This window comes from Weissella fangxianensis (assembly GCF_024718545.1).
GTDB classification, from domain to species: Bacteria; Bacillota; Bacilli; order Lactobacillales; family Lactobacillaceae; genus Weissella; species Weissella fangxianensis.
Map to the genome: position 1 here is coordinate 23,005 of NZ_JAMXDB010000004.1, position 23,954 is coordinate 46,958.

Here is a 23,954-nt window from a genome sequence, read left to right on the forward strand (position 1 = left end):
TTTTTTATACCCCAATTGAGGAGGAGAAGATGGCAAAAGAATTTGGGCAAGTACAGGTTATTAACGATAATGAGCGAACGATGTCAAATTGGGATATGTTTGCGACCTGGATAGGGGCAAATGCTAATAATGGTACCTGGTATATTGGTGGTGTGATTGCAGCGGCAGGTATGTATACTGCATCGACGACTCTAATTGTGACAGGAATTTTGTCATATGTATTTCTAACATTAGCATCTTACATGGGCTATAAAACAGGATTACCTATGATGGCATTAACAAGAGCATCGTTTGGGTTGAAAGGATCTTTCGGCCCCTCAGTCATTAATATCGTGCAATTTATCGGTTGGGCAGCAGCAAATACGTTTATTGCCGCTATTTCAATTTCGGTAATTTTTAAAGACATGTTGGGGTGGACGGCCTACGCCAATGGTGGTAAAGCTGGTCTAGTCGTCGGGATTATTATTATGTCCTTATTACACTTAGCTTCGATTTCGTTAGGTGAAAAGTCTGTGCGTATGATTGAACGAATCGGGATTATTTTAGTCATTATTTTTGTTGTTTGGGAGGCGATTGTGGTCTTTCAAAATGTCTCATTGAGTCAAATTTTTGATTGGCAACCGCCTAAATCAGTCCGTATCTCTTCAGGGGCGGCAATTGATATCCTGGCTGCTTTTAATTTGGCTTGGGTAACAGCATCTTCTGACTTTTCTAGATTTGCTAAGAAAAAGTCGGGTGCAACTGGTTGGTCATTCTTGGGAGCAAATCTGGGCTTATTTGGGTTTGCCTTTATTGGGCTATTAGCAACTATTGGGACTGCTGTTATGAATAATTCATTTGATCCAAATGACTCAGATCCGTCAACGATTGCGTCTAAATTAGGATTAGGAATTATTGCTTTATTGGTTATTATCATGACATCAACGACTGCTAATGCGGTTAACTTGATGGCGGCGGGTTCTGCACTAACTAATATGTGGCATAAATTAAAACTAACGCCTGCCTTGTGGATCGTTACGCTTATTGCAACGCTTGTTTCATTTATTCCGCTATTATTTGCGACTTTCTTAGAGGCATTCACAACATTTTTGGACTATATCGGCATGTTTTTAGGTCCCGAAATTGCGGTTTTCTTGGTTGATTACTTTGTGATTCGTAAGGGGAAGTATGAATTGTCAGAGATTACTAAAGTTAGTGGCAAATATTGGTACCAAAGCGGTTTGAACTGGTTGGCGATTCTCTCGTGGGGTAGTGGTATCATTCTGTACTTTAGTTTAAAATATGTTTCTTGGATAAGTGAGACGATTGGTGTCACATTTGTTGCGATGCTCCTATCAGGAATCATCTATTATCTATTAACCAAATTATTTAATGGTAGAGCAAAATAAAATTTTATTTTTGAGGATCGGATTTTGATGAAATACTTGATTATCACAGAAAAGCCATCAGCTGCTAAAAACTTTATAAAAGCATTGGGTGGGCAGTCAGGTGAATATGCTGGCTATGCTTATCAAATTGTCAATCTTCATGGACATATGATGACTTTTAAGGAACCAGAAGAAATGGTTGCTGAGGATTTACGTACGGCGTATAAGTCTTGGACCTTAAAATATTTACCTTGGCAATTAGACCAAATGAACTGGCAGCGGACATATTTAAAACAACGTCAGCCAAGAACTGGACGGTTAAAATCCACTAAATCAGAATTGGTAACCTTAAAACAGGAAAGTCAACGTCAGTATGATGCTATTGTAATTGCCACTGATACCGATCCATCAGGTGAAGGCGATTTGTTGGCATGGGAAGTGATTGATGCTATCCGTTGGCAAGGTAAAGTATTGCGAGCAAATTTTGTTGATGAAGCGCCGCAAAGCATTCGCCAGGCAATGAATCATCTAATTGATGTCTCAGATAAAACGCAACATGGATCTTACTTAAAGGGAGAAACCCGCAGTCGTTGGGATTTTGCTTCGATGCAATTGACAAGAATTGCAACAACCTCTGCTAAAAAGGCCGGATTTAAAGTTGTTGCCCGTGAAGGCCGGTTGAAGTCAGTAATTGTTTGGAAAATCTATGAACAAATGCGAGCAATTAAGAACTATGTGAAAAGGCCTTTTTATGAAGTCCGATTCAAAGATTTAGCAGGGCACGTATTTAAGCGTACTGTACCAAAAGATGAGCAAGTTACTTGGCGATATCTTGATAAAGAATCTGCACAAAATGACAAACAAAACTACCAAACTGCTGATGTTGTGAATGAAAAACATGTTAAGCGGCGCCAAGCACCTGATAAGTTATTGGACTTAGCAGGTTTGGCAGCTATTTTAGCGCCACGTGGTTTTGATAGTAAAGAGGTGTTACGAACGTATCAGAAACTGTATGAAGCACAAATTGTTTCATATCCAAGAACTGACGATCAATCGGTGACACCGGAACAGTTTGCAGAATTACTACCGAAAATTGATCAGATTGCTGATCTAGTTGGTGTAAACAAACAACTACTAACACATCGTGAACCACGACAGACGCATGTTAAGGCACAAGGATCACACGGGGCTAATCGTCCTGGTTTGAACGTTCCGATAAGCATGCAATCATTATCGAAATATGGTGTTAGTGCTGCCGCTATTTATGAAATTTTGGCCAAAAATTATTTAGCCATGCTAGCAGAAGATTATATTTATGATCATGTTACAGCTGAAATCAGACAATATCCTAGCTTTAAAACGGCATTTAACGTGCCCATAGCTAAAAATTATAAACTCGTTTATGATGCACAACAGGCTTTGCAAGATGACAAGGCGGATGAGAATCAAATGAATAGAATACTTGGTCCACAGGCAGATCCGTACATTTATGAGGGCAGTAATAAGAAACCTAGCTACCCAACGACTAAGTGGTTAATGGCCTTTTTAGAAAAGCATGATGTTGGTACTGGGGCAACCCGTGTTTCGACGCTTTCTGAGATGAGTCAAGGTACTCGGAAAATGATGACTGAAAAAAGGGGTCGATTGACACTTACTGAAACGGGGAATGTTTCCGCTATTATGGTAGATGGTACTTGGATTGCGTCACCCAAGATCACGAAAAGGTTATTCGAAATGATGGACGAAGTTGGTGAGTTCCAGCTAACTATGGCAAAAGCGTTAGATTCGGTTAGCCAAGTAATCCAGCATGATATGCCCATTATGGTTGAAAATGCGCAGAGATTATCGGATGAATTAGGAGCACCAAAACCTACTGCCACCAGAACTAGCTCAAAAAAGAAAACTGAGAAGATTACAGCAAAATTTAAAGGTAAAGAAATTAGTTTTTCGAAAACTTGGAGTAATCATACATTTTCAGATGATGAGCTACAACAACTACTCAATGGTGATGAAATTAGTTTTGCCGCCAAGACAAAAAGAGGAAAAAGTTATACTGCGACGGGTTATTTGGCCAAACAGACGTACAAGGGGCATCCATTTTATGGATTTAAACTGAAGCCAAGAAAAAAGTAACTGTTAAATATTAAGGAGATTAGGGATGTTAATCAAACAAGTTGTGATTGAAAATGCTGCAAAACGCCAAGATGTCCGCGTGACGAATGGCAAATTTGTGGCTATTGCGGATTCTTTAACACCAATTGCTGATGAACAAGTTATTGATGCGACAGGAAAATTAATGCTACCACCATTTGTCGATCCTCATGTTCATCTAGATGCAACGCTGACTGCTGGTCAGCCAGAATGGAATGAAAGCGGCACATTGTTTGATGGTATTCGTATTTGGGGTGAACGTAAACAAACTCTATCACATGAAGATGTTAAAAAGCGGGCAATCCAGGCTTTGAAATTACAGGCAGCCCATGGATTGCAGTTTGTGCGCTCCCATGTTGATGTGACCGATCCGGACCTAGTTGCCTTAAAAGCATTATTGGAAGTTCGTGAAGAAGCAAAGCCGTGGATGACTTTGCAGTTGGTTGCTTTTCCGCAGGAAGGTATTCTTTCTTTTCCTAATGGTAAAGAATTGATGACCCAGGCAGCTGAAATGGGGGTAGATGCACTAGGCGCAATTCCTCATTTTGAATTTACACGTGAGTATTCAGTAGATTCATTACACTTTGTTTTTGACTTAGCGAAAAAATACCATTTATTGGTAGATGCACATACAGATGAAATTGATGATCCAGCTTCACGTGGGTTAGAAACATTAGCTACGTTGGCGCTCGAAACAGGGTTGAAGGAACGTGTAACGGCATCACATACAACTGCTATGGGTTCTTATAATGATGCATACGTTTCTAAATTAATGCGGCTTTTGAAGATGGCAGATATTAATTTCGTCGCCAATCCCTTAATTAATATGTATCTAGGAGGACGCTTTGACACCTATCCAAAACGGCGTGGATTGACACGTGTTAAAGAGCTTGATCAAGAAGGACTGAACGTTGCTTTTGGTGAAGATGATATTCAAGACCCTTGGTATCCAATGGGGAATGGGAATATGATGGACGTCTTGCATATGGGGCTGCATGCGACTCAAATAATGGGTTATACCGAAATTATGAATTCATACCGTTTTATTACCAAGCAAGGGGCTCGCACCATGCAGGTTATAGATAATTACGGTATTGAGGTTGGTAAATCAGCTAACTTTTTGATTTTTAATGCTGATAATTGGTACAACACTTTAAACGAACGCGCAGAATTACTTTATTCTGTACATGAAGGTCATATTTTGGTGGAAACTGAGCCAGCAAATACGCAAGTTCATTTACCAAAATAAGGTAATCCTATCTGGAAACGTATTTTTACTTGAAATTTAACGATTTATAATTGATGAATTTTAAATCCAATGGGCGGGGGCGCATTCTTGTGTTCCTGCCCATTTTGCATGACTTTTAGCAAAAATAATTTTTATGGTGTTGCAGTGATGAAATAACAAATTAAAAAGTTTTAAGAAGCATCGTTGTATAATAGAAATTAAAGAATTATGAAATAAAAAAGTGCTGATGGTGGATATAGGTAAAAATATGAAATTGTTAATGATAGAAGATAATACATCCGTGTCAGAAATGATGGGGATGTTTTATAAAAAAGAAGCATGGGACGTTACAAATGCTTATGATGGTGAGGAAGGGCTTAGGTTATTTAATGAGAATGTCCAATCATGGGATGTGGTTATCCTGGATTTAAACCTGCCCAAAGTTGATGGGATGCAAGTCGCATTGAAAATTAGAGAAGTATCGGCAGAAGTGCCGCTGATTATGCTAACAGCTCGTGATTCGGATTCAGATCAGGTGCTGGGCTTTGAAGTTGGTGCGGATGATTATGTAACGAAACCATTTAGCCCAATTACGTTGATAGCGCGGATCAAAGCATTATATCGACGAGCAACGATGCAACCTGCTAGCCATGAAGAAGATGTTATCGATGATTTTGATGTGCAAACACGGACGTTTAAATTAAATTCACGGACACGTGAAGCATACTTAAATGATGTGCTGATTCCAGATTTGACACCGAAAGAATTTGATTTACTCCGCGTGCTTTCAAAAAAGCAACGTCAGGTCTTTTCACGTGATCAATTATTACAATTGGTCTGGGACTATGAGTATTTTGGTGATGAGCGTACAGTTGATGCACATGTGAAGAAGTTGCGTCAAAAGATTGAAAAAGTTGGGCCACAGGTTATTCAAACCGTGTGGGGCGTTGGCTATAAATTTGATGATTCAAATGTGCCTGAAACACAGATGAAATAACCGGATGAGATGTGCATATGAAAAAAGGACGCGTTGAAAAATTATTAATCATACTGATCCTAGTGTTTATCTTGGCAACTGTGTTCGTATGTCTACATTTGCATGCGCTCTTGATTACGTTAATGTTAGTGTTGCTTACCATAATTGGCTTATATGGTCTGATAGCGTTAAAGAAACAGATGGGTTTAGTAGCAAAGCAGCAACAGGAGTTGACGAATTTAAAAAATAAGGCTGTTATGCAACGTGAAGAAGAAGCAGCTATGTTATCGAATGCTTCACATGAAATGCGGACACCCTTAACAACGATTGCGGGGATTGCTGAAGGGTTACAATATGGTGTTATTAATCCAGATGAGCAGCAACATTCCTATGATTTGATTAAGGAAGAGGCGGATCGATTAACTCGGTTAATTAAGTCAACATTGTCATATGAACGATTAAGACAACAACAATTAGAAAATCAACCGGAAAATTTTGATGTTGTGCAAGTTATTCGCCGTCAGATTGATCAATTGCTGAAGCAAGCAGAATCCGTTGGGAATGAAATTCAAGATTTAACAAAACAAGATATTTTTGTTTACGCAGACCCGGATCAAGTGGCTCAAATTTTAACGAATATTCTAGCAAATGCTACTCAATTCACAACTAATGGTATTATTACTGTCTCAGTTGAAACTGAAAATAATCAGGCCCGGATTATCATATCAGATACGGGGATTGGTATGACCGAAGACCAGTTAAGCAAGATGTGGCAACGGTATTATAAAGTTGATCCATCGCGAACAAAACGTGGTGAATCTGGGTTAGGGATGGCTATTGTGCAGAAACTAGTCAGTGCTAATCATGGTGAAATCAAAGTGTCTTCTAAGTTAGGAATTGGCACGACTTTTGAAATCATTTTACCCGCAATTAATAAGTAATACTTAGTGACACATTTTATTTGAAATTATTTCACAAAATGATATCGATTATATTGTTTTTAAACATTTATTGTGGTATTATTCAATGTTGTGAATATTTTTTGAATTATTGTGAAGGAGATATTATGTCGATTTTAATTGCGTTGATTCCGGCATTAGCCTGGGGATCAGTAGGGTTGGTTACCACTAAGATGGGTGGTACGGCTGCGCAAGGAACGTTAGGAATGACTTTTGGGTCATTAGTCTTTGGGTTGCTAACACTGTGCGTTTTCGTTATTCCGAATTCGGGTATGTCATTTGCATTTAATCCACGTATTTGGTTGGTTGGTTTCGTTTCTGGAATTTTTTGGGCTGTTGGAACTGCTGGCCAGTTCGTGGGGTTCAAAAAATTAGGTGTGTCGATTGGACAGCCATTATCAACTGCTGGCCAAATTATTGGTAATGCCTTGTTGGCTGCTGTTGTGTTGGGTGAGTGGCGGACTGGTCATATGTGGTTATTTGGGACAATTGCCATTATTGCCGTTGGCTTGGGTGCTGTATTAACAGCTTTGCCTGATTCTGCAGAGTCTGATCAAGCGGCTGCTAACCGTGATATGAAAAGTGGTGCAATTGCAGTCTTGATTTCAACTTTGGGATTTATGATGTACTTTATTTTCCCTAATTTGCTGAACAAGATGGGTTATATAACTGATCATGTGCACAACCAAAATAAAGGGTTGGATTACATGACCGCAATTGTTGGTCCGCAGTCAATTGGTCAAGTTTTGGGAGCATTCATAATTGTTATCTTCTTTATGAAAGAAGGTAAGACAATGTTTGAAAAAGGAACTTGGCGCAATATGGTCACTGGTTTGGTTTGGGGACTTGGAAATGTCTTTATGTTTATTTCAGCTGCTAATCCAAATGTTGGTCAAGCGATTGCCGCTACTTTGTCACAAACAGGTGTCATTGTCGGAACGTTTGGAGCTATCTTCTTACTAAAAGAGAAGAAAACACCACGCCAAATGGTTTATATTGCAATTGGATCAATTTTGGTAGTTGTTGGCGCTATTTTGATAGCCCGACTATAATTATTTACTAAATAAGGAGACTGGAACAAACGAAAATGTTCCAGTTTTTTTGTGCAAAAATGACGCAAATTAAGTTACACGCCAGCTTCAAAATAACTTTGTTCACGCTCTATTTAAACGCGTTCCCAAAGTCTGAAGACTCAATGTAACGAAATTTACGCCATTCCTGTCCTGCGCTTTGCTACGGCCAAAAATGCCGCAAACCACGTTACACGCCAGCTTCAAAACAACTTTGTTCACGCTCTACTCTTATACATGATGTGAGCATCAAGTTTATAATCGTTATGAAAACGGTTTATTTATATCCAGTTGCTTACAAGATAATATGCTAAAATACAATTATATTGAGAGTTTTTAATTGAATGTTTTAGGGGAATTGAAAAGAGGGAATTATAATGACAATAAGTGTTCATGAAATTGGTAAAATGCCAAATGGTGAAACTGCAGAACAAATTGTAATCGAGAATAAAAATGGTCACAAAATTGGTGTGACGAATTGGGGTGCCACATGGCAATTCTTTAAAACAAATAGTGGCCAAGATTTGATGGTTGGGCTACAGACAACTGACAAATTGTGGGATCAAGCATATTCAGTTGGTGATATCATCGGTCGTGTTGGTAACCGTATCACAGGGGCAACATTTAGCTTGAATGGAAAGACATATCATTTGAAAGATAATGAATTAGGTAATGCGTTGCACGGAGGAAAAGATAATTTCTCAAATCGGATGTGGGATTATACTCTTGATGAAGACACTAATTCAGTGACGTTTACAACGACTATGACTGAAGAAATTGATCATTTTCCTGGTACCATGCCAACTTCAGTGACTTATACATTTTCTGATCATGATGAAGTTACATTGACTTTCTCAGCCGAATCAGATGAAGATACTTTGTACAATCCAACAAGCCACGGTTACTTCAATCCGGCAGGTATTGACACCGATGCTCGTGATTTGACGCTACAAATTCATTCACAACGTCGTTTGGAATTAAACCCTGAAGATACGACGCCAACGGGTAACTTTCTAGATAACGCTGATACACCATTTGACTTTAATGAGCCTACTAGAATTGGAGACAATTTAGCAAAATTAGATGGTCCTTATGATGTGAAGTTTGATAATGCTTTTGAACTTGATCAATTGACTGATAGTCCAGCAGCTGTTGTCTCAGATCCTAAGTCAGACCGTAGTATTGAAGTATACACAGATCGAAATGCTGTTATCTTCTTTATCGCTGATCCAGAAGTTGCCTACCATGAAGGCGACCGTGAGTGGTTTGATGAGCATCCATACAATGCAATTGCGCTGGAAGCCCAAACTTTGTCAGATGCCATTAATCATGAAGGCTTCGGTGATATTGTTTTGCCAGCAGGTAAGAAACAAACTTATCGCACAGTCTATAAGTTTAATAATTTAGATTAATATCATACATTGTGCACAAATGTACATGAAAACACTTTCATTTTTCACTGAGAAAAGCTATAATTGGTCTATAGCGTAAGATGAAAAATAATAAAATAAACGATATAGAGGAAGAAGGATTTAATTATGACTACATTATCATTTGATACTTCAAAATTAGCTTCTTTTGTGGGAGAAGAAGAGCTATCAATGATGCAACCAATGGTTAGTGTTGCAGATGAGTTGTTGCGTAAGGGAACTGGTGTTGGGTCTGAATACACAGACTGGCTACATTTACCAACGCAATATGATAAAGATGAATTTGCTCGTATCCAGGCAGCAGCTGCAAAGATTCAAAGTGATTCAAAAGTACTAGTTGTCGTGGGAATTGGTGGTTCATACTTAGGTGCTCGTGCAGCTAATGATTTCCTTAATGACTATTTTGCTAATTATTACGGTGATGATGACCGCGACTTCCCACAAGTCTTGTTTGCTGGTAATTCGATTGCACCAGCATACTTAAATAGCTTGATTAAGTTGATTGGTGATCGTGATTTCTCAGTTAATATTATTTCAAAGTCTGGTACAACTACTGAGCCAGCGATTGCTTTCCGTGTATTTAAGCAAATGCTAGAAGAAAAGTATGGCGTTGAAGGTGCCCGCGAGCGTATTTATGCAACAACTGATGCTGCCCGTGGCTCATTAAAGACTTTAGCTGACGAAGAAGGTTATGAAGAATTTGTTGTTCCCGATGGTGTTGGTGGTCGTTTCTCAGTATTAACTGCAGTTGGATTATTGCCAATCGCTGTTGGTGGGGGCAATATCGAACAATTAATGGCTGGTGCAGCAGCTGGTGAAAAGGCATATGCTGATGCTGACTTGTCAAAAAACCCAGCTTATCAATATGCTGCTTATCGTAATATTTTGTATCGTAAAGGATATACAACGGAATTATTGATTAACTATGATCCAACATTGGCTCAATTTGGTGAATGGTGGAAGCAATTGCAAGGTGAATCAGAAGGTAAGGATGGTAAGGGAATCTTCCCTGCATCTGGAAACTTCTCAACTGATTTACATAGTTTTGGACAGTATATTCAAGACGGTCGCCGTAATTTATTTGAGACTTTGGTTCGTGTAACAGAGCCTGTGACGGACGTTACAATTCCAACAATGGATGCGGATGATGGTTTAGGTTACTTGCAAGGTAAGCAAATGAGTTATGTTAATCGTACAGCTTCTGAAGGAACAATGCTTGCCCACGTTGATGGTGGTGTTCCTAACATGATTGTTGAGATTGATAAGCAAAATGAATTTGCTTTGGGTCAAATGATTTACTTCTTTGAAGTAGCTGTTGGTATTTCAGGTTACTTGAATGGTATTAATCCATTCAACCAACCAGGTGTTGAAGATTATAAGCGCAACATGTTTGGTCTGCTTGGTAAGCCTGGCTATGAAGAGTTAACAGAATCATTGCAAGCACGTTTGTAATTTTATTAAGAATTCATGTACAAAAAGGTCGAAACAACTCTGTTTCGATTTTTTTGGCTGGTATGTAATTTTTTTAACTCGAGAAAGAAATAAAAAACATTCTGCTGAAAACATGCATAACGCTGGTTTTTAATAAAGAAAACTGATAATATAATGCAGAAAGACATAAATTTAGGAGAATTCAATCATGGCAACTATTGGTATGAATGACTTGAAAACAGGTTTAACAATTTTGTATAACCAATCAATCTGGCGCGTTTTGGAATTCCAACACGTTAAGCCAGGTAAAGGTGCAGCTTTTGTGCGTTCAAAGTTGAAGAACCTACGTACAAATGCAGTTAATGAAGTAACTTTCCGTCCTGGTGATAAGTTTGAAACTGCAAATATTGATCAAACTGAAATGCAATACTTGTATGCAGATGGTGATCAACATGTGTTCATGGATAATGCAACATATGAGCAAATTTCTATTCCGGCAGATAAAATTGCAGATTCGCTAAAGTTCTTGCTAGAAAATATGAACGTTAAGATTACAACTTACAATGGTGAAATCTTAGACGTTGAGTTACCTAAGACGGTTGAACTTACTGTTAAGGAAACACAACCAGGTATCAAGGGAGCAACTGCTAACGGTGGTGGTAAGCCAGCAACGATGGAAACTGGTTTGGTTATTATCGTGCCTGATTTCATTAATGAAGGTGATAAGTTAGTTGTTAACACTGATAATGGTGGATCATATACTTCACGTGCCTAGTTTTTACTAGTGAAGTTAGATATAATAACTATATCAATTGAGAAAGCGCCGACCGGCAGCCGGCCGGCGCTTTCAAAGTATTTTAGGGAGGTTAGTTCCGTATGGCAGAGGAGACAATCGTATTAACACACTCAAGTGATGTTTCTGGTGAAACACTAGTTAGTATGCGCGTGTTAGAGATTATCGCAGGTTTAGCGGCACAAGAAGTTGAAGGTGTTTCTCGTTTGACGGGATCACTATCTGAACGTGCACAAGAGGCGTTTGGACGACGTGTACATGGTAAAGGTGTTGCGTTACAACAAACAGCCGATGGCTTAATTGTGGATGTCTACGTGTACCTTAACTATGGTGTGAGCGTACCGAAAGTATCACACGCAATTCAACAACGAGTAACCTCGCAAGTTGCCGCAATGACAGAGTTACAAGTTAAACTTGTTAATGTACACGTTCAAGGCGTTGTTTCACAAAAAACAACGAGTTCTGTCGATGTTAACAATTTGTTTGGTGAAGAATCAGACACGGAAGGAACCAAATAATGACCGCACTAAATCGTCATCAAACTCGTCAAGCAGCCTTTCAATCGCTTTTTGGTTTAGCTTTAAATCCAACGGCTGATGTTGACGCTACCATTACACAAGTTTTGGTAGGGGATCCAGAAATTGCTTGGGAAGATGACATACCAGCAGATCTAAAATCTGTGGTTTTGGGAGTCATTGCTCATCAAGACGAATTGGATCTTATGATTACAGACCATTTATCAGCCGGGTGGACCTTAGAACGTTTGAACACGACTGATTTGGTCTTGATGCGTTTGGCTTTGTATGAAGCAAAGTTTACGGACGTACCAGCAAAGATTGCTGTTAATGAAGCTTTACAATTAGCGCATGATTTTACGGATGACAAATCACGTAAGTTTATTAATGGTATTCTAAACAAATCCTTGACTTTAAATTAGTCTAGTGTATAATTAATTTTTGTTAGGAAATAAAGTAATGGCATACCCGCTGTTCACCTAGTTAAGTTTACTTATCAGGTTAATCATTTTATCGTAAAGATGATAGATAGCGGGTTGTCGTGTGTAACGGCAAGCCGCTTTTACTTTATCACAAGTTTTTTCGGAGGTAAGGATCATAGCAAACGCACGCCAACCACAACAACATAAAGATTTAATCAATGATCGCATTCGTGCTCGTGAAGTTCGTCTGATTACTGATGACGGTGACCAAGGTGTCATGTCTAAGGCAGACGCACAACGTCTAGCTGACAATGCAGATTTGGATTTGGTATTGGTGCAAGCCAACGCTAAACCACCAGTAGCTAAGATTATGAACTATGGTAAGTTCAAATTTCAAGCACAGAAAAAGCAACGTGAACAACGAAAAAATCAAAAAGTTGTCAATGTTAAAGAAATTCGTCTTAGCCCAACTATTGATGTTAATGACTTTAATACAAAGAAGAACAATGCAATTAAGTTCTTGAACAAAGGTAATAAAGTTAAGGTTTCAATTCGTTTCCGCGGACGTGCTATTACGCACAAGGAAATTGGGCGTGAAGTAATGAATCGTATGGCAATGGATCTTGAAGAAATCGCAAAGGTGGAATCAAGAGCTAAGATGGAAGGGCGCAGCATGTTTATGGTGCTTGCACCCAAAGAAACTAAGTAATTAAACCAGTTTGGAGGACATATTAATGCCTAAGTATAAGACACACCGCGCTTCAGCAAAGCGTTTCAAGAAAACTGCTAATGGTGGCTTGAAGTCAGCTAACGCCTATACGTCACACCGTTTCCACGGTAAGACTAAGAAGCAACGTCGTCAATTGCGTGGAACTTCAATGATGAACCACACAACTTTGAAGACATATACGCAATTGTTGAGCCGTTAATTATTACTTTTAATAATTAAGACTGGTTCCGAATAAAAAATTAGAAATTACTGGAGGAAATACCCATGCGAGTTAAGGGTGGTAACGTTACGCGTTCACGTCGTAAGAAGATGATTAAATTGGCCAAGGGTTACCGTGGTCAACGTCATATCAACTACAAAGTTGCTAAGCAACAAGTTTGGAAGTCATGGTTCTATGCATTCCGTGATCGTAAGCAAACAAAGCGCAACTTCCGTAAGTTGTGGATTGCACGTATCAATGCTGGTGCACGTATGAACGGTTTGTCATACTCACGTTTCATGAACGGTTTGTCATTGATGGGTTCAACTTTGAACCGTAAGATGTTAGCAGAATTAGCTGTTTCAGACTTCGAAGCATTTTCAGCTTTGGTTGAATCAGCAAAGAAGGCTTTGGCAGACAACGGTCAAGTTGCTGCAGAAAAGTCAGCTGCTACTTTGGAAAAGGGCGTTACTGTTAACGCTGCTGCATCAAAGGATGCTGTTGCAAAGCCAACTGAAAAGAATACTGTTGCTGAAATCAAAGCATACTTGTCAGAAAATGGCATTGAATTTGCTTCTTCAGCAAAGAAGGCTGACTTGTTAGCATTGGTTTAATGCTTAGTAAGTAATAAAACGCTGTGATATTGATCATAGCGTTTTTATTTTGCAAAAATTTGAGGTAACAAGCAGGTTAGGTAGCCAATGGTGATGGCTGGTACAAAATCGAGGGCTTGTTTGTGAGTCAATGAATGATATGCTAACTGATATGCACAAGCAATGGTACAAATATACCAAAATTGTTCAAAATTAACATATAAACTCAATACTGCCAATATATCTAAATCTCCATTACCAATAAAATGCTCCTGATTAAGTGTATTAATGGTTAAACAGAGACAATAGATTGAAAATGTTAGCCAAATAGATGAATGGTAAAACAAGGCAGCAATTAGTAAGGGAAAGAGTAACCATAAACTGTTGATAGTTTGCTCTTTAAAATCTTGGTAAGAAAGCAAACACATTGTCAGTAATAATAAAAAATCAAGAAGCATAAATTTACGATCCTTTTTGTTTGATTATTAAGAAAGACGCAATAAAGGGCTGTTTTGGTAAAAATGACACGCCCGGAATTGTTTGCAAACTAAAAGCCTATCTAGCAACGTTTTTTATAGGATAAAAAGGTTGCATAAGCACCAATATGGTGTTATATTATTAATTGTGCTTTTAGTTAGTAGGGTGTTTGCGGTTACGCGACGTGCTGAACTCGCGAACGAAAAGTACCAAATAGAGTTTCGTTTGTAGGTGTATTGTTAATAAATGACACGCCTGGAAATGTGGACTTATCATTATAAAAAATAAAAAAATTGAAAGGGGACTCTTCGAAATGCCTACAATTAACCAATTGGTTCGTAAGCCTCGTAAGTCACAGAGCTCAACGTCAAAGTCACCTGCTTTGAACTATACTTATAACTCACAACACAAGAAGTCAACTCGTGTTGCTTCTCCACAAAAGCGTGGGGTTGCTACTCGTGTTGGTACGATGACACCTAAGAAGCCTAATTCAGCTTTGCGTAAGTACGCCCGTGTACGTTTGTCAAATCTAATTGAGGTTACTGCATATATTCCAGGTATCGGACACAACCTTCAAGAACACTCAGTTGTTTTGATCCGTGGTGGTCGTGTTAAGGACTTGCCCGGAGTTCGTTACCACATTGTTCGTGGTGCACTAGATACTGCTGGTGTTGATGGTCGTATGCAATCACGTTCTAAGTATGGTGCAAAGCGCCCTAAGAACAAGAAAAAATAATCAGGGAGGACTAAATAATGCCACGTAAGAGTTACACTAAGCAGGCTGAAGTTCTGCCAGATCCAATTTACAACTCAAAGCTTGTCTCACGTTTGATCAACCGTTTGATGGTTGATGGTAAGCGTGGAACTGCTTCAACTATTTTATATGATGCTTTTGATCGTGTTAAGGAAGCTACTGGTAATGAACCACTAGCAGTCTTTGAAGAAGCATTAAACAATATTATGCCCGTATTGGAAGTTAAGGCTCGCCGTATCGGTGGTTCTAACTACCAAGTTCCTGTCGAAGTTCGTCCAGAGCGTCGTGTGACATTGGGATTGCGCTGGTTGGTGCAATATTCACGTGCCCGCGGTGAGCATACTATGGAAGAGCGTTTGGCTAAGGAAATTATGGATGCTGCTAACAATACTGGTGCATCTGTTAAGAAGCGCGAAGATACACACCGTATGGCCGAAGCCAACCGTGCCTTCGCACACTACCGTTGGTAATATTCCAATTTTGTGGCTGCAGTCAAGTGACAGTAGCCACTTTTGGTGTATTTACGGTATAATAGTATAAGATAACCAAACGTTTAATGGGGATTAAGATTAAACGTTAAGAAACTCAAGGAGAATTTACTCATGGCTAACAAGCGTGAATATCCTTTGCTACGTACTCGTAACATCGGAATCATGGCGCACATCGACGCTGGTAAGACAACGACGACAGAGCGTATTTTGTATTACACTGGTAAGATTCACAAGATTGGTGAAACACACGATGGTGCTTCACAAATGGACTTTATGGATCAAGAAAAGGAACGTGGAATCACGATTCAATCTGCCGCAACAACTGCTGTTTGGCACGGTTTCTATGACCAATATAAGAATGATCCATACCGTATTAACATCATTGACACACCAGGTCACGTGGACTTTACTATCGAAGTTGAACGTTCATTGCGTGTTCTTGATGGTGCCGTAGCCGTTCTTGATGGTGCTGCCGGTGTTGAGCCACAAACTGAAACAGTTTGGCATCAAGCTGAGGCCTATGAAGTACCACGTCTTGTGTTCGTTAACAAGATGGATAAGTTGGGTGCTGATTTTGGTATGTCAGTTGACTCATTGAAGGATCGTTTGGATGCTAATGCCAAGGCTATTCAATGGCCAATTGGTGCCGAAGACAACTTCACTGGTGTCATTGACTTGATTGAAAAGAAAGCTTTGTTCCCAACGACTGAACTTGGTGAGAAGTGGGAAGAGGGAGAAATCCCTGCTGATTACACTGACTTAGTAGAAGAAAAGTACAACGAATTGGTTGAAGCCATTGCTGATGTTGATGACGATATCATGGAAAAGTACTTAGAAGGTGAAGAAATTACCAAAGCTGAGTTGAAAGCAGCTATTCGTCGTGCAACACTTTCACTACAATTCTACCCAGTACTTGCAGGTTCAGCCTACAAGGATAAGGGTATCCAAATGATGGTTGATGCCGTTGTTGACTACTTGCCATCTCCATTGGATGTTAAGCCATATACTGCTAACAATCCTGAAACTGGTGAAGAAGTCGACTTGGTTGCTAACGATGAAGATCCATTTGCTGCCTTGGCATTCAAGGTTATGACAGATCCATTCGTTGGTCGTTTGACATTCTTGCGTGTATATACTGGATCATTGGAATCAGGTTCATACATCATGAACACTTCAAAGGATAAGCGTGAGCGTGTTGGACGTTTGCTACAAATGCATGCGACTGACCGTAAGGAAATCCCTGAGGTGTTCTCAGGTGATATCGCTGCTGCTATCGGTTTGAAGGACACAACTACTGGAGATTCTTTGACTTCACCAGATCGTAAGTTAATCTTGGAGTCAATGGAATTCCCAGACCCTGTTATCCAATTAGCTGTTGAGCCTAAGACTAAGGCCGACCAAGCTAAGATGACAGTTGCCTTGCAAAAGCTTGCTGAAGAAGACCCATCATTCCGTGCAGAGACTAACCAAGAAACTGGTGACACTTTGATTTCTGGAATGGGTGAGCTTCACTTGGATATCATTGTTGATCGTATGAAGCGTGAGTTCCACGTTGATGTTACTGTTGGTGCACCACAAGTTGCTTACCGTGAAGCATTTACAAAGACAGTTCAAGCTCGTGGATTCTTCAAACGTCAATCAGGTGGTAAAGGTCAATATGGTGATGTTATGATCGAGTTCGCACCAAACGAAGAAGGTGCTGGATTCGAATTCGAAGATGCTATTGTTGGTGGTGTTGTTCCTCGTGAGTACATCCCTTCAGTTGAAGCTGGTTTGAAGGATTCATTAAACAATGGTCCTTTGGCTGGATTCCCATTGGTTGACTTGAAGGCTAAGTTGTATGATGGTTCATACCACGATGTCGATTCATCTGAAGCTGCCTTTAAGATTGCTGCTTCATTAGCTTTGCGTGAAGCTGCTAAGACTGCTGGTGCTGTTATTTTGGAGCCAGTTATGAAGGTTGATATTGTTGTTCCTGAGGAAAACTTAGGTGATGCAATGGGTCACGTTTCAGCTCGTCGTGGTTTGCTTGAAGGTCAAGAGCAACGTGGTAAGCAAGTATTGATTCATGGTAAGGTGCCACTAGCAGAAATGTTTGGTTATGCTACTACTTTGCGTTCAGCTACACAAGGTCGTGGAACATTCCAAATGGCATTCGATCACTATGAAGCAGTTCCTAAGAACGTGCAAGAAGAGATTATTGCTAAGTATGGTGAGTCAGCCGACTAAGCTTAATTTTAGTTAAATAAATATGAAGAGAGACTGGACATAAAAAATGGACCAGTCTCTTTTTTTGCTTAACAGGCATTAATGATAATCTAGAAATTTTTATAGTGTCGGATGTTTTACATAATTAACTCATATCTTTCATTATCGACTATTTTTTGATAAGTTTGTATAATTAAGGTTATGTGAAGAAAGGTGGTACTAGTTGTGGCTCAACCCATTATTGAATTTAAAAATGTTGCCAAGCAATATGATGATAATATCGTTCTGAAATCAGTTGATTTAGAAATAGAGGCTGGTAAATTTTATACTTTACTAGGTCCGTCAGGTTCTGGTAAAACAACAATTTTACGACTTATTGCCGGTTTTTTAGAAGCAACTTCTGGTGATATTCTATTTGAAGGGCAACGTATCAATGATTTACCACCTGAAAAGCGACGGGTGAATACTGTTTTTCAAAATTATGCACTATTCCCTAATATGAACGTCTTTGATAATGTCGCCTTTGGTATGTCTATTAAGGGTAAGAAAAAAAGTGATATTAAGGCTAAAGTTGCTGAAATGTTGACACTGGTAAAGTTGAAAGGTTATGAAGATCGTGAAATTTCAGAGTTGTCTGGTGGACAACAGCAACGTGTAGCGATTGCTCGGGCATTAGCAAATGATCCAGAAGTTTTGTTATTGGATGAGCCTTTGTCTGCCTTAGATTATAAGTTGCGTAAGGATATGCAGTATGAACTACGTGAAATACAAAAGCGGCTCGGGATTACATTTATTTTTGTGACCCATGATCAAGAGGAAGCCTTAGCAATGTCGGATTGGATATTTGTGACGAATGAAGGTGAAATTGTTCAAAATGGGACACCAGTGGATATTTACGATGCACCAATTAATCATTTTGTAGCAGATTTTATTGGCGAGTCAAATATTTTATCGGGTGTAATGCGGCAGGATTATCTAGTATCTTTTGCTGGTAAAGAATTTGAAAATGTCGATGGCGGTATGCGCCCAAATGAGCCTGTGGAAGTTGTCTTACGGCCGGAAGACTTAGATTTGGTATCGGTCGATGACGGTAAGTTAGTGGTGACCATTGATTATCAATCATTCCGTGGTGATTATTATGAGATTACTGCGCATGATGATGATCAAAATTATTGGAAAATTCAAGCAACTAATCCGGCAGTGACTGGTGAAAGACGTGGCTTATTCTTTGATCCTGAAGACATTCATATTATGCGTTTAGATGAGTCTGAGGAAGATTTTGATGCGCGTATGGAGGAATATGAGGACTCAGAGGAGGATGTCCAGCATGAATCGTAATCGCACGTTTAGTTATACAATACCTTACTACTTGTGGTTAGGGTTGTTTGTTATTGCGCCAGTGATTCTATTAGTTATTCAATCATTTGGTAATCTCTCAGGGCATTTTACGTTAAACAATTATGCAACTTATTTTAGCTCAGGTACTTATTTACGCATGACTTTTAATTCAGTCTTTTTTGCGTTTATCGTTACAGGGATAACTTTATTAATTAGTTATCCCATGGCTTATATCATGAGTCGTTTAAAGCATGCCCAATTTTGGCTACTGTTAGTGATTTTGCCAACGTGGGTGAATTTATTACTGAAGGCGTATGCATTTATTGGTCTATTTTCTAAAACCGGGACAGTCAACAATTTTTTGACATTAATTGGGGTTGGTCCACACCAGTTAATGTTCACTAACTTGTCATTTTTGATCGTAGCAGCATATATAGAAATTCCCTTTATGATAATGCCTATTTTTAATTCGCTGATTGAACTTGATAAAAGTTATATTAACGCGGCACGTGATCTTGGAGCAACGTCATGGCAAACCTTGACCAAGGTGATTTTTCCAATGTCAATGGGAGGTGTGAAGGCCGGTATTCAGGCAGTATTCATTCCGACATTATCATTATTCATGATTACCCGCTTGATTGGTGGTAATCGTGTCATTACGTTGGGAACAGCGATTGAAGAGCATTTCTTGGTTACGCAAAATTGGGGAATGGGTTCAACTATCGGTGTTATTTTAATCGTGGCGATGGGTCTAACGATGTTCCTAACTAGAGATCGCAAGAAGAAGGGAGCAAGACATGGCAAATAAGTCAAAAAAATGGTCTAATATCTACTTAATTTTTGTATTTATTTTGATGTATGCACCAATCTTTTATTTAATTTTTTATTCATTCAATAAGGGTGATTTTATGGCCGATTTTTCAGGATTTTCATGGCGTCACTATATTGATATGTTTGCTGATACACGTTTGATGCAGATATTGGTCAATACATTTATTGTGGCGTTGTTATCTGCTTTAATTGCAACCTTGATTGGACTTTTTGGTGCATTAGGGATTTATAATACAAAACAAAACAATACCAAAAACATTCTATTATCGTTGAATAATATTTTAATGGTATCACCAGATGTTATTATCGGTGCTAGTTTTTTGATTTTCTTTACCATGGTTGGTTTGAAATTAGGGTTTGGTTCAGTGGTTCTGGCCCATATTGCCTTTTCAATTCCCATCGTTGTTTTGATGGTTTTGCCAAAACTCAATGAGATGAACCCGGCACTAGTTGATGCAGCGCGTGATTTGGGAGCAAATAATTATCAGGTCTTATCACGGGTTATTTTACCTTATGCTTGGCCGGGAATTTTATCAGGCTTCTTTATGGCCATTACATATTCTCTAGATGATTTTGCGGTAACTTTTTTTGTCACGGGGAATGGCTTTTCAACTCTGTCTGTTGAAATCTATTCACGTGCCCGACAAGGTATTGATTTATCAATTAATGCGCTGTCGGCCCTGATGTTCTTATTGTCATTAATTTTAGTTATTATCTATTATTTTATTTCTAACTATAGTTCAAAGGGGAGTAAGAAAAAGCGTGGTGCAAGAATGGTGGTGCATCAGTAATGAAAAAAATTATTTGGTTAACAGGCATTATTTTAACGGCTGTTTGTGTATTATTTGGGATTAACTTAGCTTTTCAACATGCTGAAGATACTGATACGAGTACTAAAAGTTCAGGTAATCGAACATTAACGATATACAATTGGGGTGACTACATTGACCCAACCTTGTTGAAAGAATTTCAAAAAGAAACTGGTTATAAAGTTGATTATGAAACATTTGATTCTAATGAAGCGATGTATACAAAAATCAAACAAGGTGGTACGCATTATGATTTGGCAGTTCCCTCAGATTATATGATTCAAAAAATGAAATCAGCTAATTTGTTAGTACCATTGGATCATAGTAAATTAACTGGGTTAGCTAATTATGATAAACAATTTATGAATCAATCCTTTGACCCTAATAATAAGTATTCGATACCTTATTTTTGGGGAACATTAGGAATCGTTTATAATGATAAATATGTTAAGCCTGGCGAAATAACAACTTGGCATGATTTATGGCAACCTAAGTACAAAAAAAATATTATGCTAATTGACTCGTCACGTGACATCATGGGGATGGCGTTGGCTTCAAGTGGTCAGTCAGTAAATACAAAAAGTATTCCTGAGCTAGCAGCTGCAAAAGGGAAATTAGATACGCTGATGCCTAATGTAAAGGCAATTGTCGCTGATGAAATTAAAACGTATATGGCCCAGGATGAGGCTGCAATAGCAGTTGATTATTCCGGTGATGCATCTGAAATGATTGCGGAAAATAAACACTTACATTATATTGTGCCTAGCGGTGGTGGTAATTTATGGTTTGATAATATTGTTATGCCTAAGACTGTTACCAATAAACGTGCAGCGTACGCTTTCCTCAATTTCATGAGTGAACCTAAACATGCAGCACAAAATGCTGAATATGTTGGTTATGCCACACCTAACAGGCAGGCTGTTAACTTACTACCGAAATCGGTTAAAAATGATAAGGCATGGTATCCACCAAAAAGTACCTTATCACAATTAGAGGTTTACCAAGATTTGGGACCAACATGGGTTGGTAACTACAATGACTATTTCTTAGAATTTAAGATGACGAATCGTTAATTTCGGTTATTATTTTATCTTTTGGCTAAGTAATTGATTATACAATGGTTCGTATAGTGTATGCTTTATAGTTAATAAAGAATGGGAGTTAACAAAATGAAGAAGGGTCGGTCAGAAATGATTGTAGCTGGTATGGTGACTATTGTTGTTCTAGCTGCCATTGGGGTTGCATTCCTATCATCGCATGCTAGTAAGCAACCAACTACACAATCAAATCATACTTTGTCAAAAAAAGCATTAAATAAACGATCTTTGCCACAACTTTCAAATACTGTCCATAAAAATGAGACGGTTGTTGAAATTAAAACAACGGCAGGGACTATTAAAGTTAAATTGTTTAAGAAATATGCACCGTTGGCAGTTAAAAATTTTACGAAACATGCGCAACAGGGTTATTACAATAATACGACGTTTCATCGTATTATTAATGATTTCATGATACAAGGTGGTGATCCAACTGGTACGGGAAGTGGTGGTTCATCAATTTGGAAGAATAAGAATTCAAAAATTGATTCTGGCTCAGGTTTTAAAAATGAAATTTCTGCTTCTTTGTATAATATTAGAGGTGCATTATCAATGGCTAATGCAGGTGCTGACACCAATGGCTCGCAATTTTTTATTAATCAGAACCATGAAGATGCATCTAAACAGATAAAGAAGAAGAATTATCCCGATAAAATCGTTAAGGCGTATGCTAAAGGAGGTAATCCCTCACTTGATGGCAACTATACGGTGTTTGGCCAAGTAATTGATGGGATGGATGTTGTCGATAAAATTGCAGATGCTGAAGTTGAAGATAATGCGGACGGTTCTGAAAAATCATTACCTGTGGATCCGGTTAAGGTCGTAAGTACGGTAGTTACAACTAGATAAGCATAGTAAGAAAAAAGATTTCATTTTTTGTAACGTATTTATGTTGCAAGTTTTGTTAGTCCATAATTAATATATGCTAAATAAAACAGGGTCGAGACAATTATCATGTCTCAACCCTGTTTTTTATTTTAAATTAAATAAGTTACTATTTAACAAAATTTTCTTGTTTAGAACCTGAATAAGCCATTGCCGTGTTGGTAACAATCAGTTGGAAATAATTGTCAAAGCCAGGTTGATTATAACTACGTAACAACCCAGCAAAATCAGCAGGTGACCATTCAGAAACACTGATGGCGCCATCTTGATATTGTAGAGAATGGGCAATTGATGAAGTGCTTTCGACCAAATAGAAAGTGTCATTGGTATCTAAGTATAACAACTGTAGTTTGACATTTCGATTAGCCCCCAAAGCTACAGTAGATGTTAGGAAAGGGTCATCTAACCAACGTTTGTCTAAATGTCCATGTCGAAATTTGTGAATAGTTTCTAGTGTATTACCGATAATTTTCATAATTCCCCCTCTATCTTGACAATAATTAGAAATGTAAAATTATTATAACCTAATTTTAATAATCATGCATTTAGTTCCATTAATTATAGGTATAAAAAGTATCAATAGATAATAAAAATACCAACCACATTATGGTCGGTATCTATTTTTACTGCACGATTAAAATATCTGCTTTAGCATTTTGAACAACAAAAGTCGCAACTGAACCGACAAGTAGTCGTTCCAGCGTGTTTAAGCCAGATTTACCCAACATAATTAAACCGGTGTTGTGGTCTTTAGGAAAATCACGAGCGATAACAGTTTTAGGTGATCCAAAACGAACGTGGATGTTAACTTCTTTAGCACCTTGCTGGCGTGCAATATCTGCATACTTTGATAATTTTTCCTCTGCATCTTGCACTAGTTGGTAAACAACATCACCAGAAATCGACATACCAGCTAATCCTGAAATTGAGTTAGTATCAATGACATACAACAAATCCAAAACAGTTTGGTTACGCACCGCAACAGCAGCTGCTTTTTCAACTATGGCCTCAGAAATTTTTGAACCGTCAATTGGTGCCAAAATATTCTTGTATGCAATTTTGTCCTCTGCCATGGCAGTCACCATCCTTATAAATTAATTATTAAATATATAAATTTCTTTATATGCTTATATTATATACCTTATAACAGGTTAATGTAAGCGCCATCTTAAAATTTGAGATGATAATAATACATGAATA

The 23,954-nt window shown here is 38.5% G+C and carries 25 protein-coding genes and 1 pseudogene; 23 read left to right on the plus strand and 3 right to left on the minus strand.

From position 1 onward, the window contains the following. Positions 1-29 precede the first annotated feature (29 nt). The 15 genes and pseudogenes from NGR58_RS02140 to NGR58_RS02210 all read left to right on the plus strand — a co-directional run bounded on the left by NGR58_RS02140 (position 30) and on the right by NGR58_RS02210 (position 13,885). Positions 30-1,388 carry a cytosine permease gene (locus NGR58_RS02140; protein WP_258088060.1) on the plus strand — a complete coding sequence of 453 codons (1,359 nt, stop codon included), beginning with the start codon at positions 30-32 and terminating at the stop codon, positions 1,386-1,388. Between the two features lie 24 nt (positions 1,389-1,412). Beyond that, positions 1,413-3,500, plus strand: a complete 2,088-nt coding sequence (locus NGR58_RS02145) for a DNA topoisomerase (RefSeq protein ID WP_258088061.1) — start codon at positions 1,413-1,415, stop codon at positions 3,498-3,500. A gap of 25 nt (positions 3,501-3,525) precedes the next feature. After that, positions 3,526-4,767 carry a cytosine deaminase gene (gene codA, locus NGR58_RS02150; RefSeq protein ID WP_258088062.1) on the plus strand — a complete coding sequence of 414 codons (1,242 nt, stop codon included), beginning with the start codon at positions 3,526-3,528 and terminating at the stop codon, positions 4,765-4,767. 247 nt (positions 4,768-5,014) lie between these two features. Then, positions 5,015-5,743: a response regulator transcription factor gene (locus NGR58_RS02155; protein ID WP_075269177.1), complete on the plus strand. Its 729-nt coding sequence runs from the start codon at positions 5,015-5,017 to the stop codon at positions 5,741-5,743. Between the two features lie 17 nt (positions 5,744-5,760). Then, a complete protein-coding gene (locus NGR58_RS02160) occupies positions 5,761-6,663 on the plus strand; it encodes a sensor histidine kinase (protein ID WP_258088063.1) in 903 nt (300 codons plus the stop codon). Positions 6,664-6,788: 125 nt separating this feature from the next. Next, a complete protein-coding gene (locus NGR58_RS02165; RefSeq protein WP_258088064.1) occupies positions 6,789-7,733 on the plus strand; it encodes a GRP family sugar transporter in 945 nt (314 codons plus the stop codon). A 395-nt stretch (positions 7,734-8,128) separates the two neighbouring features. Next, positions 8,129-9,163 (plus strand): aldose epimerase family protein, encoded by a 1,035-nt coding sequence (locus tag NGR58_RS02170; protein ID WP_258088065.1) that lies wholly within the window; start codon positions 8,129-8,131, stop codon positions 9,161-9,163. A gap of 126 nt (positions 9,164-9,289) precedes the next feature. Next, positions 9,290-10,633: a glucose-6-phosphate isomerase gene (locus tag NGR58_RS02175; protein ID WP_258088066.1), complete on the plus strand. Its 1,344-nt coding sequence runs from the start codon at positions 9,290-9,292 to the stop codon at positions 10,631-10,633. A 187-nt stretch (positions 10,634-10,820) separates the two neighbouring features. Continuing rightward, positions 10,821-11,387: an elongation factor P gene (gene efp, locus NGR58_RS02180; protein WP_258088067.1), complete on the plus strand. Its 567-nt coding sequence runs from the start codon at positions 10,821-10,823 to the stop codon at positions 11,385-11,387. 101 nt (positions 11,388-11,488) lie between these two features. Next, on the plus strand, positions 11,489-11,923 hold the full coding sequence (locus NGR58_RS02185) for an Asp23/Gls24 family envelope stress response protein (protein WP_258088068.1): 435 nt from the start codon (positions 11,489-11,491) through the stop codon (positions 11,921-11,923). Then, the gene (gene nusB / locus NGR58_RS02190; RefSeq protein WP_258088069.1) at positions 11,923-12,342 is read left to right on the plus strand and encodes a transcription antitermination factor NusB; all 420 of its coding nucleotides are present in this window, start codon (positions 11,923-11,925) and stop codon (positions 12,340-12,342) included. Before NGR58_RS02185 ends, nusB begins: the two co-directional genes overlap by 1 nt. Before the next feature lie 175 nt (positions 12,343-12,517). After that, positions 12,518-13,051 (plus strand): translation initiation factor IF-3, encoded by a 534-nt coding sequence (gene infC / locus NGR58_RS02195; RefSeq protein ID WP_115471537.1) that lies wholly within the window; start codon positions 12,518-12,520, stop codon positions 13,049-13,051. Positions 13,052-13,076: 25 nt separating this feature from the next. Then, the gene (gene rpmI, locus NGR58_RS02200; RefSeq protein ID WP_075269185.1) at positions 13,077-13,271 is read left to right on the plus strand and encodes a 50S ribosomal protein L35; all 195 of its coding nucleotides are present in this window, start codon (positions 13,077-13,079) and stop codon (positions 13,269-13,271) included. A 65-nt stretch (positions 13,272-13,336) separates the two neighbouring features. Next, a pseudogene (gene rplT, locus NGR58_RS02205) lies at positions 13,337-13,750 on the plus strand (50S ribosomal protein L20); the annotation flags it as partial. Further along, positions 13,727-13,885 carry a HeH/LEM domain-containing protein gene (locus NGR58_RS02210; RefSeq protein ID WP_258088115.1) on the plus strand — a complete coding sequence of 53 codons (159 nt, stop codon included), beginning with the start codon at positions 13,727-13,729 and terminating at the stop codon, positions 13,883-13,885. The pseudogene rplT and the gene NGR58_RS02210, both read left to right, overlap by 24 nt. Positions 13,886-13,929: 44 nt before the next feature. Here the strand turns inward: NGR58_RS02210 and NGR58_RS02215 are convergent, their stop codons facing one another. Next, entirely contained in the window at positions 13,930-14,322 is a 393-nt protein-coding gene (locus tag NGR58_RS02215; RefSeq protein ID WP_258088070.1) for a prepilin peptidase, read from the minus strand. Positions 14,323-14,654: 332 nt separating this feature from the next. On the opposite strand from NGR58_RS02215, the gene rpsL reads away from it, so the two are divergent. The 8 genes from rpsL (at position 14,655) to NGR58_RS02255 (ending at position 22,718) form a co-directional block, all read left to right on the plus strand. Then, the gene (rpsL, locus tag NGR58_RS02220) at positions 14,655-15,077 is read left to right on the plus strand and encodes a 30S ribosomal protein S12 (protein WP_075269188.1); all 423 of its coding nucleotides are present in this window, start codon (positions 14,655-14,657) and stop codon (positions 15,075-15,077) included. Between the two features lie 17 nt (positions 15,078-15,094). Then, on the plus strand, positions 15,095-15,565 hold the full coding sequence (rpsG, locus tag NGR58_RS02225) for a 30S ribosomal protein S7 (protein ID WP_075269189.1): 471 nt from the start codon (positions 15,095-15,097) through the stop codon (positions 15,563-15,565). A gap of 132 nt (positions 15,566-15,697) precedes the next feature. After that, positions 15,698-17,815, plus strand: a complete 2,118-nt coding sequence (fusA, locus tag NGR58_RS02230; protein ID WP_258088071.1) for an elongation factor G — start codon at positions 15,698-15,700, stop codon at positions 17,813-17,815. Positions 17,816-18,019: 204 nt separating this feature from the next. Beyond that, complete coding sequence (locus tag NGR58_RS02235) at positions 18,020-19,132, plus strand: ABC transporter ATP-binding protein (protein WP_258088072.1); 1,113 nt, start codon at positions 18,020-18,022, stop codon at positions 19,130-19,132. After that, complete coding sequence (locus NGR58_RS02240; protein ID WP_258088073.1) at positions 19,122-19,940, plus strand: ABC transporter permease; 819 nt, start codon at positions 19,122-19,124, stop codon at positions 19,938-19,940. The genes NGR58_RS02235 and NGR58_RS02240 overlap by 11 nt, the downstream gene beginning before the upstream one ends. Continuing rightward, on the plus strand, positions 19,930-20,754 hold the full coding sequence (locus NGR58_RS02245; RefSeq protein WP_258088074.1) for an ABC transporter permease: 825 nt from the start codon (positions 19,930-19,932) through the stop codon (positions 20,752-20,754). The genes NGR58_RS02240 and NGR58_RS02245 overlap by 11 nt, the downstream gene beginning before the upstream one ends. Beyond that, complete coding sequence (locus NGR58_RS02250; protein ID WP_258088075.1) at positions 20,754-21,845, plus strand: ABC transporter substrate-binding protein; 1,092 nt, start codon at positions 20,754-20,756, stop codon at positions 21,843-21,845. Before NGR58_RS02245 ends, NGR58_RS02250 begins: the two co-directional genes overlap by 1 nt. Before the next feature lie 96 nt (positions 21,846-21,941). Beyond that, a complete protein-coding gene (locus tag NGR58_RS02255; protein WP_258088076.1) occupies positions 21,942-22,718 on the plus strand; it encodes a peptidylprolyl isomerase in 777 nt (258 codons plus the stop codon). Between the two features lie 145 nt (positions 22,719-22,863). Here NGR58_RS02255 and NGR58_RS02260 read toward each other — a convergent pair whose 3' ends face one another. Both NGR58_RS02260 and NGR58_RS02265 read right to left on the minus strand, forming a co-directional pair. Then, positions 22,864-23,229, minus strand: coding sequence for a hypothetical protein (locus NGR58_RS02260; protein WP_258088077.1), 366 nt, complete (start codon positions 23,227-23,229; stop codon positions 22,864-22,866). Positions 23,230-23,377: 148 nt separating this feature from the next. Then, the gene (locus tag NGR58_RS02265) at positions 23,378-23,827 is read right to left on the minus strand and encodes a universal stress protein (protein ID WP_258088078.1); all 450 of its coding nucleotides are present in this window, start codon (positions 23,825-23,827) and stop codon (positions 23,378-23,380) included. Positions 23,828-23,954: the final 127 nt, after the last annotated feature.

What these genes read in the sequence shown, in the direction of transcription:
- NGR58_RS02185 (WP_258088068.1), top strand. Translation starts at nt 11,489, where the DNA reads ATGGCAGAGGAGACAATCGTATTAACACACTCAAGTGATGTTTCTGGT.
- NGR58_RS02165 (WP_258088064.1), top strand. Translation starts at nt 6,789, where the DNA reads ATGTCGATTTTAATTGCGTTGATTCCGGCATTAGCCTGGGGATCAGTA.
- NGR58_RS02160 (WP_258088063.1), top strand. Translation starts at nt 5,761, where the DNA reads ATGAAAAAAGGACGCGTTGAAAAATTATTAATCATACTGATCCTAGTG.
- nusB (WP_258088069.1), top strand. Translation starts at nt 11,923, where the DNA reads ATGACCGCACTAAATCGTCATCAAACTCGTCAAGCAGCCTTTCAATCG.
- NGR58_RS02175 (WP_258088066.1), top strand. Translation starts at nt 9,290, where the DNA reads ATGACTACATTATCATTTGATACTTCAAAATTAGCTTCTTTTGTGGGA.
- efp (WP_258088067.1), top strand. Translation starts at nt 10,821, where the DNA reads ATGGCAACTATTGGTATGAATGACTTGAAAACAGGTTTAACAATTTTG.
- NGR58_RS02170 (WP_258088065.1), top strand. Translation starts at nt 8,129, where the DNA reads ATGACAATAAGTGTTCATGAAATTGGTAAAATGCCAAATGGTGAAACT.
- rpmI (WP_075269185.1), top strand. Translation starts at nt 13,077, where the DNA reads ATGCCTAAGTATAAGACACACCGCGCTTCAGCAAAGCGTTTCAAGAAA.
- NGR58_RS02155 (WP_075269177.1), top strand. Translation starts at nt 5,015, where the DNA reads ATGAAATTGTTAATGATAGAAGATAATACATCCGTGTCAGAAATGATG.
- NGR58_RS02240 (WP_258088073.1), top strand. Translation starts at nt 19,122, where the DNA reads ATGAATCGTAATCGCACGTTTAGTTATACAATACCTTACTACTTGTGG.
- NGR58_RS02265 (WP_258088078.1), bottom strand. Translation starts at nt 23,827, where the DNA reads ATGGCAGAGGACAAAATTGCATACAAGAATATTTTGGCACCAATTGAC.
- fusA (WP_258088071.1), top strand. Translation starts at nt 15,698, where the DNA reads ATGGCTAACAAGCGTGAATATCCTTTGCTACGTACTCGTAACATCGGA.
- NGR58_RS02215 (WP_258088070.1), bottom strand. Translation starts at nt 14,322, where the DNA reads ATGCTTCTTGATTTTTTATTATTACTGACAATGTGTTTGCTTTCTTAC.
- codA (WP_258088062.1), top strand. Translation starts at nt 3,526, where the DNA reads ATGTTAATCAAACAAGTTGTGATTGAAAATGCTGCAAAACGCCAAGAT.
- NGR58_RS02260 (WP_258088077.1), bottom strand. Translation starts at nt 23,229, where the DNA reads ATGAAAATTATCGGTAATACACTAGAAACTATTCACAAATTTCGACAT.
- NGR58_RS02245 (WP_258088074.1), top strand. Translation starts at nt 19,930, where the DNA reads ATGGCAAATAAGTCAAAAAAATGGTCTAATATCTACTTAATTTTTGTA.
- rpsG (WP_075269189.1), top strand. Translation starts at nt 15,095, where the DNA reads ATGCCACGTAAGAGTTACACTAAGCAGGCTGAAGTTCTGCCAGATCCA.
- NGR58_RS02250 (WP_258088075.1), top strand. Translation starts at nt 20,754, where the DNA reads ATGAAAAAAATTATTTGGTTAACAGGCATTATTTTAACGGCTGTTTGT.
- NGR58_RS02255 (WP_258088076.1), top strand. Translation starts at nt 21,942, where the DNA reads ATGAAGAAGGGTCGGTCAGAAATGATTGTAGCTGGTATGGTGACTATT.
- NGR58_RS02140 (WP_258088060.1), top strand. Translation starts at nt 30, where the DNA reads ATGGCAAAAGAATTTGGGCAAGTACAGGTTATTAACGATAATGAGCGA.
- rpsL (WP_075269188.1), top strand. Translation starts at nt 14,655, where the DNA reads ATGCCTACAATTAACCAATTGGTTCGTAAGCCTCGTAAGTCACAGAGC.